We start from the raw sequence: 12,733 nt of genomic DNA, 5'->3' as shown, positions 1-12,733 counted from the left end.
TTTCTCCTGAATTATTGGCCAATCATGCGTGCCACGAACGTGGTGCGCAAGGGCAGCTTGGCAGCGGCCAATTTGAAGGCTTCACGGGCCAACTCTTCAGGCACGCCCACGATTTCGTAGAGCACCTTACCGGGCTGGATCTCGGCCACATAGTATTCAGGGTTACCTTTACCGTTACCCATACGCACTTCAGCAGGCTTGGTGGAAATCGGCTTGTCAGGGAACACACGAATCCAGATGCGGCCGCCACGCTTGACGTGACGGGAAATCGCACGGCGTGCGGCTTCGATCTGGCGGGCCGTCAAACGGCCGCGGTCTGTGGACTTCAGACCGAAGTCACCGAACGCCACCGTGTTACCACGGGTAGCGACGCCGGTGTTGCGGCCTTTCTGTTCCTTGCGGAACTTTCTGCGAGCAGGTTGCAGCATGTTGTTACTCCTTATTGACCGTCAGCTGCTGCAGCTGGCGCGGCGACTGTGCGTACGCGCTTAACGGCGGGTTTGGCATCACCACCCGCGCCGGCAGGCTTGTCGCTGCCGTCGGTGGGTGCTGTGTTGGTGCCAGCGGGGCGACGTGGGCCGCCACGGCGATCGCCTGCGGGGCGCTCACCAGGACGTGCGTCACGGCGTGGACCACGCGGACGGCGCTCTTCTTCGGCACGAGGCTCAGCCAGAGCTGGTGCATCGTTGCGACCCAAAGTATCACCCTTGTAGACCCAGACCTTGACGCCGATGACGCCGTAAGTGGTCTTGGCTTCAGAAGTGGCGTAATCGATGTCCGCACGCAGGGTGTGCAATGGCACACGGCCTTCGCGGTACCACTCGGTACGGGCAATTTCGATGCCGTTCAGACGACCAGCCGACATGATCTTGATGCCTTGGGCACCCAGACGCATGGCGTTTTGCATGGCACGCTTCATGGCACGGCGGAACATGATCCGCTTTTCGAGTTGCTGGGTGATGCTGTCAGCGATCAGTTGGGCATCGATTTCGGGCTTGCGCACTTCTTCGATGTTGACCGCAACAGGCACGCCCAAGCGAGCAGCGAGTTCTTTCTTGAGCAACTCGATGTCTTCGCCTTTTTTGCCGATCACCACACCTGGACGAGCCGAGAAGATGGTGATGCGGGCGCTCTTGGCTGGACGCTCGATCAGCACGCGGGAAACCGCGGCGTTCTTGAGCTTGGCCTTGAGGTACTCACGCACCTTGATGTCTTCGGCCAGCATGCCGGCGAAGTCTTTGTTGCTGGCGTACCAACGGCTGGACCAGTTACGGCTGACGGCCAAACGGAAGCCGGTAGGATGGATTTTTTGTCCCATGTTTCTTCCCTGGCTTAGTTGCCGACCGTCACATACACATGGCATGTGGGTTTGCTGATGCGGTTGCCACGGCCTTTGGCGCGGGCGGTGAAACGCTTGAGCGTGGTGCCTTGTTCGACGTAGATGGTTTTCACCTTCAACTCGTCGATGTCGGCGCCGTCGTTGTGTTCAGCGTTGGCGATGGCGGACTCAAGAACCTTCTTGACGATGCCCGCAGCTTTTTTCTGCGTGAAGGTCAGAATGTTCAGAGCTTGATCCACTTTTTTACCGCGAATCAAATCGGCGACCAGGCGGCCTTTATCGACCGACAAACGGACGCCCCGGAGGACTGCACGTGTTTCCATGGTCTTTCCTTATTTCTTCTGGACTTTTTTGTCCGCAGGGTGACCCTTGAATGTCCGGGTCAATGCGAATTCGCCCAATTTGTGGCCAACCATCTGGTCGGTCACATAAACAGGAACGTGTTGCTTGCCGTTGTGAACGGCGATGGTCAGACCGATGAAATCGGGCAGAACCATGGAGCGACGCGACCATGTCTTGACGGGCTTTTTGTCTTTGGTGGCAACGGCTTTTTCAACCTTGGCCAACAAGTGGTGGTCAACGAATGGACCCTTTTTGAGAGAGCGTGTCATTGTCTAACCCTTACTTCTTGCGACGCGACACGATCATGACCTGTGTGCGCTTGTTGTTACGGGTACGGTAGCCCTTGGTGAGGTTGCCCCACGGGTCTACTGCATGACGGCCTTCGCCGGTACGGCCTTCGCCACCACCGTGCGGGTGATCCACCGGGTTCATGGCCACGCCACGAACGGTTGGGCGGATACCCATCCAGCGCTTGACACCGGCCTTGCCCAATTGGCGCAGGCTGTGCTCTTCGTTGGCGACTTCACCAATGGTTGCACGGCACTCGATGTGGATCTTGCGAACTTCACCGGAGCGCATACGCACCTGAGCGTAGATGCCTTCGCGAGCCAGCAAAGTGGCCGAAGCACCTGCCGAGCGAGCGATCTGAGCACCCGCACCGGGCTTGAGCTCGATGCAATGGATGGTCGAACCCACGGGGATGTTGCGGATAGGCAGCGTGTTGCCAGCGCGGATGGGGGCTTCAGCGCCCGACATCAGGGTGGCACCGGCTTCAATGCCACGGGGGGCAATGATGTAACGGCGCTCGCCATCGGCGTAGCACAGCAAAGCAATGTGCGCAGTACGGTTTGGGTCGTACTCGATGCGCTCGACTTTCGCCGGGATCGCGTCTTTGTTGCGCTTGAAGTCCACCACGCGGTAGTGGTGCTTGTGACCACCGCCTTTGTGGCGAGTTGTGATGTGACCGTTGTTGTTACGGCCTGACTTCTGGTGCTGGGGTTCCAGCAACGGCGCGTAGCCTTCACCTTTGTGCAGGTGGTCACGGGTGACCTTCACCACGCCACGACGGCCTGGGGATGTCGGTTTGATCTTGATGACAGCCATGATTACGCGGCCTCCCCGGACAGGTTCAGCTCTTGACCTGGTTGCAGCGTGACATAGGCCTTGCGAACGTTGTCGCGACGGCCAATGGTTTTGCCAAAACGCTTGGTCTTGCCCTTGGTATTCACCACAGACACGCCTTTGACCTCAACCTTGAACATCAACTGCACAGCGGCTTTGATTTCAGGTTTGGTAGCGTCCTGCAGCACTTTGAAAGTCACAGTGTTGGATTTTTCAGCAACCATGGTGGCCTTTTCGGACACGATGGGAGCCACCAGCACGGACATCAGACGACCTTCGTCAAACTTCACGGCGCTCATGCAAACATCTCCTTGAGTTTGTCCATGGCACCTTTGGTCACGAGGACTTTCTTGAAGTTCACCAAAGACACGGGATCGGCGTAACGTGGCTCAACAATCAGGATGTTGATCAGGTTGCGCGATGCCAAGTACAGGTTTTCGTCGACTTCGTCAGCGATCACCAGCACGTTGTCGAGACTCATGGCCTTGAACTTCGCAGCCAGCTGCTTGGTTTTGGGTGTCTCGACCTTGAAGGAATCCACCACAGCCAAACGGCCTTCGCGGGCCAGCTGCGAGAAGATCGAAGCCATACCAGCGCGGTACATCTTCTTGTTGATCTTCTGGGTGAAGTTTTCGTCGGGCATGTTCGGGAAAATCCGACCACCGCCACGCCACAAAGGCGAGGAAGTCATACCAGCACGAGCGCGACCCGTACCTTTTTGTTTAAAAGGCTTCTTGGTGGAGTGGTGAACTTGTTCACGGTCCTTTTGGGCGCGGGTGCCTTGACGGGCGTTTGCCTGATATGCCACCACGATCTGGTGAATCAGGGCTTCGTTGTATTCACGACCGAACACAGTCTCGGGCGCGTCCACTTTGGAGGCGGCTTGACCTTGGTCGTTCAGGAGTTCGAGCTGCATCAGTTCGCTCCTTTAACTTTAACGGCGGGACGCACAGTCACGAAACCACCTTTGGAACCGGGAATGGCACCCTTGATCATCAACAGACCACGGGCTTCGTCAACGCGGATCACGGCGAGGTTCTGCGTGGTGCAAGTCACGTCACCGAGGTGGCCCGACATTTTCTTGCCAGGGAACACGCGGCCAGGATCTTGCGCCATCGAAATCGAACCAGGCACGTTGTGCGAACGGCTGTTACCGTGCGATGCGCGCTGCGATTTGAAGTTGTGACGCTTGATCGTGCCGGTGAAGCCTTTACCGATGGAAGTGCCTTGCACGTCCACCTTCTGACCCACAGCAAACACAGCAGCCACGGGCACAGTGGCGCCAGCGGCGTACTGGGCGGCCGTGTCGGCGGTCACGCGGAATTCTTGAATGATTTCACCGGCTTCAACACCGGCTTTGGCCAGGTGACCAGCGATGGGCTTGGTCACGCGCGATGCCTTGCGGGCACCAAATGTCACTTGCAAAGCGACATAGCCATCGTTCTCTTGGGTTTTGACCTGGGATACGCGGTTGTTGGACACATCCAGCACTGTGACAGGAACGGAATCCCCATCATCAGTGAACAGACGCATCATGCCCACCTTGCGACCCAGCAACCCGAGGGAGTTGCTCAGACTCATTGTTTTCTCCAAAACTTTCACCGAGGCCACTTCAATTGGCAGCCCCGTTTGGTGTGTGAAAGACTGTTAATAAATCCCACCCCAAAAGAGGTGAGCCTGAAATTATAGCCCGACTCGCCATTTCTGGCAAATCGGGCCTTGTTTCAAGTTTTTGGATAGCTTTTCAGCCACCCCAAACCGCATTACTGCAGCTTGATTTCGACGTCCACGCCAGCGGGCAGATCGAGTTTCATCAGGGCGTCCACAGTTTTGTCTGTGGGGTCCACGATGTCCATCAAACGCTGGTGCGTACGGATTTCCAACTGGTCACGGCTGGTCTTGTTGACGTGCGGCGAGCGCAGGATGTCAAAACGCTTCATGCGTGTTGGCAAAGGCACAGGGCCCTTGACAATCGCGCCGGTGCGCTTGGCTGTGTCAACGATCTCGGCAGCGGACTGGTCGATCAGTTTGTAGTCAAACGCCTTCAGGCGAATTCGGATTTTTTGCTTGGATGACATGTCAATTCCTTGTGGTGAGTGTTCTGCTTGCTACAGCGCAAAGGACGAGCCTTTGCGCTGCTGCGCCACAAAAGAATTAAGCGATGATCTTGGCAACGACGCCAGCGCCAACGGTGCGGCCACCTTCGCGGATGGCGAAGCGCAAGCCTTCTTCCATCGCGATGGGGTTGATCAACTTCACAGTGATCGACACGTTGTCACCAGGCATCACCATCTCTTTGCCTTCTGGCAATTCGATCGCGCCTGTCACGTCAGTCGTACGGAAGTAAAACTGTGGACGGTAGTTGTTGAAGAAAGGCGTGTGACGGCCACCTTCGTCTTTGGACAAGACATAGATCTCGCCCGTGAAGTGGGTGTGGGGCTTGATCGAGCCGGGCTTGCACAGCACTTGGCCGCGCTCGACGTCTTCGCGCTTGGTGCCGCGCAGCAAGATACCGACGTTGTCACCAGCTTGACCTTGGTCCAGCAGCTTGCGGAACATCTCAACGCCTGTGCAAGTGGTCTTGACGGTGTCTTTGATACCCACGATTTCGATTTCTTCGCCGACTTTAACGATACCGCGCTCGATACGGCCAGTCACCACAGTGCCGCGACCCGAGATGGAGAACACGTCTTCCACTGGCATCAAGAAAGCACCGTCCACTGCGCGGTCAGGCGTAGGGATGTAAGTGTCCAAAGCTGCAGCCAGCTTCATGATGGCTTCTTCGCCCAATGGGCCTTTGTCGCCTTCGAGGGCCAGCTTGGCAGAACCCTGGATGATCGGTGTGTCGTCGCCTGGGAAGTCGTACTTGGACAACAACTCGCGCACTTCCATCTCGACCAGTTCCAACAACTCAGCGTCGTCAACCATGTCGCACTTGTTCAGGAACACGATGATGTAAGGCACGCCAACTTGACGGGCCAACAAGATGTGCTCGCGGGTCTGAGGCATAGGGCCGTCAGCAGCGGAGCAAACCAGGATCGCGCCGTCCATCTGGGCAGCACCGGTGATCATGTTTTTCACATAGTCAGCGTGGCCTGGGCAGTCAACGTGAGCGTAGTGGCGGTTTTCTGTTTCGTACTCCACGTGGGCGGTGTTGATCGTGATACCACGGGCTTTTTCTTCGGGCGCTGCGTCGATCTGGTCGTACGCTTTGGCTGCACCGCCGAACTTGGCTGCCAACACGGTGGTGATGGCGGCTGTCAGTGTGGTTTTGCCGTGGTCAACGTGACCGATGGTGCCCACGTTCACGTGGGGCTTGGTCCGTTCGAATTTTTCCTTAGCCATTTTTCAATCCTTAAAAAGAGCAATGCCCGTGTGTTGGTTTAATGTTTGCATCAGGTTGCTTGATCACTCCGCACGGGCACAGAGTGGCACTTGATCACAGACAGTTTCTGAACTTTCAGATCTGACTATGGCTTACTTTTCGTTTGCTTTTAGTCAGAGGTGCCCGAGCAAATTCGCTGGCGAATTTGCTCGGGCACACATGCTTTTATTTTGCGCGTGCAGCCACAATGGCTTCTGCCACGTTGCGAGGCGCTTCAGAGTAGTGCTTGAATTCCATGGTGTAGGTGGCGCGACCTTGCGACATCGAGCGCAGCGTGGTCGAGTAACCGAACATTTCGGACAAAGGCACTTCGGCCTTGATGGCCTTGCCGCCACCAACCATGTCGTCCATGCCCTGGACCATGCCACGGCGTGAGGACAAGTCGCCCATCACGTTACCGGCGTAGTCTTCTGGTGTCTCCACTTCCACAGCCATCATCGGCTCCAGAATCACGGGCTGGGCTTTGCGGCAACCTTCTTTGAAACCAAAGATGGCGGCCATTTTGAAGGCCATTTCGTTCGAGTCCACATCGTGGTACGAACCGAAGTGCAGAGTGACTTTGACGTCCACAACGGGGTAGCCCGCCAACACGCCTTGACCCAGAGCTTCGATCACGCCTTTTTCCACTGCAGGGATGTATTCGCGAGGAACCACACCGCCCTTGATGGCGTCAACGAATTCAAAGCCTTTGCCTGGCTCTTGGGGCTCAACCTTCAGAACCACGTGGCCGTATTGACCCTTACCACCGGACTGACGCACGAACTTGCCTTCGGCTTCTTCGACGGTCTTGCGGATGGTTTCGCGGTAAGCCACTTGAGGCTTGCCCACGTTGGCTTCCACACCGAATTCGCGCTTCATGCGATCCACGATGATTTCCAGGTGCAGTTCGCCCTGGCCGCCAATGATGGTCTGGCCGGATTCTTCGTCGGTCTGCACGCGGAAAGACGGATCTTCTGCGGCCAGGCGCGACAGGGCCATGCCCATCTTTTCCTGGTCGGCTTTGGACTTGGGTTCCACAGCTTGACGGATCACGGAGTCAGGGAACACCATGCGCTCGAGGGTGATCACGGCATTGGGATCGCACAGGGTTTCGCCTGTTGTGACGTCTTTCAAGCCCACGCAAGCAGCGATGTCGCCCGCACGGATTTCGTCGACTTCTTCACGGTTATTGGCGTGCATTTGCACGATACGGCCAATGCGTTCTTTCTTGCCGCGCACCGCGTTGTACACGGTATCGCCCTTTTTCAGGACGCCAGAGTACACGCGCACGAAGGTGAGCTGACCCACAAACGGGTCGGTCATCAATTTGAAGGCCAGTGCCGAGAACTTTTCGTTGTCGTCAGCCTTGCGGATGATTTCTTTTTCGTCTTCGTCGAAGCCCTTGATGGCTTTCACGTCCAAAGGCGAAGGCATCAATTCCAGAACCGCGTCCAGCATGCGCTGCACGCCTTTGTTCTTGAAGGCGGTGCCACACAGCATGGGTTGGATTTCGCTGTTGATGGTGCGAACGCGCAAACCGTGTGTGATTTCTTCTTCGGTCAAGTCGCCTTCTTCGAGGTACTTGTTCATCAGCTCTTCAGAGGCTTCAGCAGCTGCTTCCACCATCTTCTCGCGCCACTCTTTGGCCACTTCCACCAAATTGGCCGGGATTTCTTCGAAGGTGAACTTCATGCCCTGAGACGCTTCGTCCCAGATGATGGCTTTCATCTTGCGCAGATCGACCACGCCGGTGAAGTTTTCTTCAGCGCCAATCGGGATCACGATTGGCACGGGGTTGGCCTTCAGGCGCAACTTCATCTGCTCGACGACTTTGAAGAAGTTGGCACCGGTACGGTCCATCTTGTTCACAAAGGCCAGACGTGGCACTTTGTACTTGTTGGCCTGACGCCACACGGTCTCGGACTGGGGCTGCACGCCACCCACAGCGCAGTAGACCATGCAAGCGCCGTCGAGCACGCGCATGGAGCGCTCGACTTCAATGGTGAAGTCCACGTGGCCGGGGGTGTCGATGATGTTGATGCGGTGGTCTTCGAAAGAGCCGTCCATGCCTTTCCAGAAGCAGGTGGTGGCCGCAGAGGTGATCGTGATGCCACGCTCTTGCTCTTGCTCCATCCAGTCCATGGTGGCAGCGCCGTCGTGCACTTCACCAATCTTGTGGTTCACGCCGGTATAAAAAAGAATACGCTCTGTCGTTGTGGTCTTGCCAGCGTCGATGTGCGCCGAAATACCAATGTTGCGATAGCGCTCGATGGGGGTAGTGCGAGCCATAAATTTCTCCAATGATTAAGTACCAAAGCCCGCCACCCCTCATGGGGCCAGCGGGCCAGCTTCTGACAGTGTCGGGCTTCTGTATGAAGCCCGTGTGAATCAGAAGCGGAAGTGCGAGAACGCCTTGTTGGCTTCGGCCATGCGGTGAACTTCGTCACGCTTTTTCATGGCGCCGCCACGGCCTTCATTGGCCTCGAGCAGTTCGTTGGCCAAACGCAGGGCCATGGACTTTTCACCGCGCTTGCGTGCGGCTTCCTTGAGCCAGCGCATCGACAGGGCCAAGCGACGAACAGGGCGCACTTCAACAGGCACCTGGTAGTTCGCACCACCCACGCGGCGGGATTTGACTTCCACCATGGGCTTGACGTTGTTGATGGCAATCGAGAACAGCTCGACAGGGTCTTTGCCTGTTTTCTTTTCCATGGTTTCCAAGGCACCGTAAATGATGCGCTCAGCAACCGCTTTTTTGCCGCCTTCCATGATCACGTTCATGAACTTGGACAACTCGACATTGCCGAACTTGGGATCCGGCAGGATTTCACGTTTAGGGACTTCGCGACGACGTGGCATATTTCACCTCATATTGCTTCAGTTGGCGTCTTTTCAGACACCGCGAGCGTTATTCAAAACGACTCACTTACTCGACCCACCTGGACAATTCCGGGCTTCGGGTCACTTCGCTGCATCACCGCGCCACGCGGGAAACAGCACCGAAAAATTTCAACCCAACAGGGTTTACTTGGCCTTTGGCTTCTTCGCACCGTACTTGGAGCGCGACTGCTTGCGGTCTTTCACGCCTTGCAAGTCGAGCGAACCGCGCACGATGTGGTAACGCACACCTGGCAAATCCTTGACACGACCACCGCGCACCAGAACCACAGAGTGCTCTTGCAGGTTGTGGCCTTCACCGCCGATGTAGGAGATGACCTCAAAACCGTTGGTCAAGCGCACTTTGGCAACTTTACGCAGAGCGGAGTTAGGCTTTTTAGGCGTTGTGGTGTACACACGGGTGCAGACACCACGACGCTGTGGAGAGTTTTGCATCGCAGGGCTTTTGGACTTGATCGTTTCGACCTCGCGCCCCTGACGCACCAATTGATTGATGGTTGGCATTGTTTGTAACGTCCCTAAACGTTGAATTTAGACAAAAGAAACTTCCCCGCCCCAAAAGCGGAAAAGCCCGCCAGTATAACCGCGTGGCGGGCCGTGTGGCAAGTTATCCACAATTTCGTGGCCCTGAAGGGGTGCATCAATCCCTGCGCATCACTTGATCCACAGTCTCACCGCATCCCAGGCACGGCCCAGCACACCGGCTTGCTCGACCGGCTCCAGCACCAGCAAAGGGACTTCGAACAAGGCTTTGTCGCCCTGCATCACCTTCAGACTGCCCACGGCCTGCCCTTTGGCAAAAGGCGCGACCAAGGGGTCTGGGCGAACCACCTGGGTTTTGAGCTGTGCGGCGCTGCCTGCAGGAACAGCCACCACCAAGGGCCGTACCGAGCCGAGTTTGAGCACCGGCTGTTTGCCTTTCCAGACTGGTGGCGTGACCACCGCCTGGTTGGCGTCAAAGAGCTTGACCGCGTCAAAGGCCGAATAACCCCAATTGAGCAGCTTCTGACTCTCGTTGGCGCGGGCATTTTCACTTTCCGCCCCCAGCACCACACTCAGCAATCGGCGTGTGCCCACATTGGGCAGCTCCCGCTTGGCAGAAGCCACCAGGCAATAACCCGCAGCCTGGGTGTGGCCGGTTTTGAGGCCATCCACACTGGCGTCGCGAAACAGCAACAGGTTGCGGTTGGTGTCATTGGCCGCCGGGGTGCCTTCGTAGCGGTACTTTTTGATGGCGTAAAAAGGCACGTACTCCGGGAAATCGCGCATCAGGCGCGTGGCCAGCAGTGCCAGATCACGGGCGGTGGTGGTGTGACCAGGGGCCGTGAGGCCTTCGGGGTTTTTGTAATGCGTGTTGTGCATGCCCAAAAAGACCGCTTGGTCGTTCATCAGCTGCACAAAGCGCTCGACGCTGCCCGCCACCCCTTCGGCCAAGGCCACCGTCGCATCGTTGCCCGACTGGACAATCATGCCTTTGATCAAGTCCTCAACGGGCACCTTCATCTTGGGATCGATGAACATGCGTGAGCCGGGCATCTTCCAGGCGCGCTCGGACACCGGCAAGGTCTGCTTGATGTCGATCTTGCGATTTTTCAGGGCGTCAAAGACCAAATAGGCCGTCATCAGCTTGGTCAGCGAAGCGGGCTCCACCGCCATGTCGGGGTCTTTGGCCGCCAGCACCTGGTTGGCGGTCACATCCATCAGCAAGTAGGCTTTCACCGCCATTTCGGGCGCTTGTGGCATCTGGGCCTGGGCGAGCCACGAGATGGCCGCCAGCCCAGTGCCGACCAAAAATTTCAAAAAAGTGTTCATGCGCTTGTGTGTCATGCGGGTCATGGTTTGCCAAGTGCGCGCCGAATCGGGCGGCGCACGGGTTGTATCGAACAAAAGAAGGAAAAGAAGGGCCTTGGGCACCCTGTCAGGGGCTCAGGCCCTCAGGTGGCGCACCACCAAGGATTTGAGAAGGGGCAATTGTCCGTGAAAGAAGTGCTCACATCCGGGAATCACCGTGATGGGCAAGGATTGAGGTCGGGCCCAGTCCATCACGCTGGCCAGTGGCACCGTGTCGTCTTGCTCGCCGTGCAGCACCAGGCAGCGCTCGTGCAACTCGGGGGCCACTGGGGCCACCTCAAAGCGTGACGCTGCCGTGCCCACCAACACCAGTTGCTGCGGGGGGCGTTGATCGCCCAAGGCCTGCACCACATGGCTGGTGACAAAAGCGCCAAAGGAAAACCCGGCCAGCGCCAACGGCCCCTCGGGTGCCACCTGCGAGATGACTTGCTGCATGTCGAGGGCTTCGCCACGGCCTTCGTCGTAGATGCCCTCGCTCGCGCCCACGCCCCTGAAATTGAAGCGCACGGCGCGCCAGCCGCTTTGCACAAAAGCACGCGCCAAGGTTTGCACGACCTTGTTTTGCATGGTGCCGCCAAACAAGGGGTGAGGGTGGGCAATCACGGCCGTACCCTGCACGGGGCCATCGACGGGCTCGTCGATCAAGGCCTCAATCTGTCCAGCCTGGCCTTGCAGGCTGAGCGTGCGGGTCGTGGGGTTCATCAGCGCCCCAGGTGCTCGGGGGTCAGCAAACGCTCCACCACCTGGCCATTTTTCAAATGCGATTCGACGATCTCGTCAATGTCACTCGGGTCCACGTAGGTGTACCAAATGCCTTCCGGGTACACCACGGCCACAGGCCCGCCCGCGCAGCGGTCCAGGCACCCGGCCTTGTTGACCCGTACGGCGCCGGGACCGGCAAGGCCAAGTTCTTTCACCCGGGCCTTGCAATGGTCAAAAGCGGCCTGGGCGTTGTGCTGTGCGCAGCAAGCTTCGTTGTTTTTGCGCTCGTTCAGGCAAAAAAAGATGTGACGCTTGAAGTAGGGTTGGGTTGTTTCAGTGCTCATCCAGCAATTTTAGGCCTCCACCTGCGGGCAAGGGGTTCTCCCGGCTCAGGAAAGGCCGGGCCAAGACAGTCGGCGCACCAGATACACCAGCAAGGCATAGGGCCACAGCCAGCCCAGCCACTGGATCAGGCCATGAAAACGGATGAAGCGCCCCTGCTCCCAAGTCTGCAGCGTCAAGGAAAAATACACATCGGCCGATGCGCTGTTGAGCAAGCTCAACTGCAGCACCAAAGCCGCCAAAGCCAGCACCCAACACAGCCGGGGTGGGCACAAGGACAGCAGTGCCGCCCCCACCAAGGCCCAGACCAAGCCCATGAACACCTCAGGACTGATCCACCCCCACGCGTGCACAGGGCCGTATGTCAAAGCCGCCGACAGGGCGCTGGCCAGCAAACCCGCCGCCAGGCACAAGCCCGCCACCACCCAGCGCTGAGGCCTGCGGCGCACCACGCCAAAGGCGAGCAAACAAGGCAGCAGCAAACCAATGGCCACACACAAGGTCTCGGTCAAAGGCAACAAAGGCTGCAGTTCAGCGGTGCGCACGGGCCACCAATCCAGCCAAGGCGTGTCTTGCAACCACTCGATCCAGGTGGTCTCCACGCGCTCAAACACATGGCCTAACCCGAAGGGCACGGGGGCCGGAAACAGCAAAGCCAAGGGCCACAGGGCCAACAAGGCCAAGGGCCCACTGGCCTCGGGTTCAAACCAGCGGTCTCTGAAACGGCCCCAACGTTCGAGCAGCCCCGCCCAAGCCAGGCCGCGCGCCACCAC

General features: G+C 57.8%; 16 protein-coding genes and 1 pseudogene. All 17 read right to left on the bottom strand.

Going from position 1 to position 12,733, the window contains the following annotated elements; all coding sequences use genetic code 11:
* Positions 1-11: 11 nt before the first annotated feature.
* Positions 12-428 carry a 50S ribosomal protein L16 gene (gene rplP / locus QZ190_RS00855; protein ID WP_019426900.1) on the bottom strand — a complete coding sequence of 139 codons (417 nt, stop codon included), beginning with the start codon at positions 426-428 and terminating at the stop codon, positions 12-14.
* An 11-nt stretch (positions 429-439) separates the two neighbouring features.
* Positions 440-1,318, bottom strand: coding sequence for a 30S ribosomal protein S3 (rpsC, locus tag QZ190_RS00850; RefSeq protein WP_090142387.1), 879 nt, complete (start codon positions 1,316-1,318; stop codon positions 440-442).
* Between the two features lie 14 nt (positions 1,319-1,332).
* The gene (rplV, locus tag QZ190_RS00845; RefSeq protein WP_019426902.1) at positions 1,333-1,662 is read right to left on the bottom strand and encodes a 50S ribosomal protein L22; all 330 of its coding nucleotides are present in this window, start codon (positions 1,660-1,662) and stop codon (positions 1,333-1,335) included.
* Positions 1,663-1,671: 9 nt separating this feature from the next.
* Positions 1,672-1,950 (bottom strand): 30S ribosomal protein S19, encoded by a 279-nt coding sequence (gene rpsS / locus QZ190_RS00840; RefSeq protein WP_007847809.1) that lies wholly within the window; start codon positions 1,948-1,950, stop codon positions 1,672-1,674.
* A 10-nt stretch (positions 1,951-1,960) separates the two neighbouring features.
* Positions 1,961-2,785, bottom strand: a complete 825-nt coding sequence (gene rplB / locus QZ190_RS00835) for a 50S ribosomal protein L2 (protein WP_019426904.1) — start codon at positions 2,783-2,785, stop codon at positions 1,961-1,963.
* Positions 2,786-2,787: 2 nt separating this feature from the next.
* Positions 2,788-3,102, bottom strand: coding sequence for a 50S ribosomal protein L23 (rplW, locus tag QZ190_RS00830; protein WP_089952296.1), 315 nt, complete (start codon positions 3,100-3,102; stop codon positions 2,788-2,790).
* Positions 3,099-3,719, bottom strand: coding sequence for a 50S ribosomal protein L4 (gene rplD / locus QZ190_RS00825; RefSeq protein WP_019426906.1), 621 nt, complete (start codon positions 3,717-3,719; stop codon positions 3,099-3,101). The genes rplW and rplD overlap by 4 nt, the downstream gene beginning before the upstream one ends.
* Positions 3,719-4,384, bottom strand: coding sequence for a 50S ribosomal protein L3 (rplC, locus tag QZ190_RS00820; protein ID WP_062406804.1), 666 nt, complete (start codon positions 4,382-4,384; stop codon positions 3,719-3,721). Before rplC ends, rplD begins: the two co-directional genes overlap by 1 nt.
* A 182-nt stretch (positions 4,385-4,566) precedes the next feature.
* Complete coding sequence (gene rpsJ, locus QZ190_RS00815; protein WP_019426908.1) at positions 4,567-4,881, bottom strand: 30S ribosomal protein S10; 315 nt, start codon at positions 4,879-4,881, stop codon at positions 4,567-4,569.
* Positions 4,882-4,957: 76 nt separating this feature from the next.
* Positions 4,958-6,148, bottom strand: a complete 1,191-nt coding sequence (gene tuf, locus QZ190_RS00810; RefSeq protein ID WP_100174243.1) for an elongation factor Tu — start codon at positions 6,146-6,148, stop codon at positions 4,958-4,960.
* 205 nt (positions 6,149-6,353) lie between these two features.
* The gene (fusA, locus tag QZ190_RS00805) at positions 6,354-8,456 is read right to left on the bottom strand and encodes an elongation factor G (protein WP_291912425.1); all 2,103 of its coding nucleotides are present in this window, start codon (positions 8,454-8,456) and stop codon (positions 6,354-6,356) included.
* Between the two features lie 99 nt (positions 8,457-8,555).
* Positions 8,556-9,026, bottom strand: a complete 471-nt coding sequence (gene rpsG / locus QZ190_RS00800) for a 30S ribosomal protein S7 (protein ID WP_291912423.1) — start codon at positions 9,024-9,026, stop codon at positions 8,556-8,558.
* A 165-nt stretch (positions 9,027-9,191) separates the two neighbouring features.
* Positions 9,192-9,569, bottom strand: a complete 378-nt coding sequence (gene rpsL / locus QZ190_RS00795) for a 30S ribosomal protein S12 (protein WP_011466063.1) — start codon at positions 9,567-9,569, stop codon at positions 9,192-9,194.
* 150 nt (positions 9,570-9,719) lie between these two features.
* Complete coding sequence (locus tag QZ190_RS00790; RefSeq protein ID WP_291912370.1) at positions 9,720-10,877, bottom strand: D-alanyl-D-alanine carboxypeptidase family protein; 1,158 nt, start codon at positions 10,875-10,877, stop codon at positions 9,720-9,722.
* A 114-nt stretch (positions 10,878-10,991) separates the two neighbouring features.
* On the bottom strand, positions 10,992-11,618 hold the full coding sequence (locus QZ190_RS00785) for a CocE/NonD family hydrolase (protein ID WP_291912368.1): 627 nt from the start codon (positions 11,616-11,618) through the stop codon (positions 10,992-10,994).
* The gene (locus QZ190_RS00780) at positions 11,618-11,962 is read right to left on the bottom strand and encodes a (2Fe-2S) ferredoxin domain-containing protein (RefSeq protein ID WP_291912367.1); all 345 of its coding nucleotides are present in this window, start codon (positions 11,960-11,962) and stop codon (positions 11,618-11,620) included. The genes QZ190_RS00785 and QZ190_RS00780 overlap by 1 nt, the downstream gene beginning before the upstream one ends.
* A gap of 45 nt (positions 11,963-12,007) precedes the next feature.
* Positions 12,008-12,733 (bottom strand): annotated as a pseudogene (locus tag QZ190_RS00775) (VanZ family protein); the annotation flags it as partial.

Origin of the sequence: Limnohabitans sp. (assembly GCF_017848645.1) — a bacterium.
GTDB lineage: Bacteria > Pseudomonadota > Gammaproteobacteria > Burkholderiales > Burkholderiaceae_C > Limnohabitans_A.
This window is presented reverse-complemented; position numbering and strand designations above follow the sequence as displayed.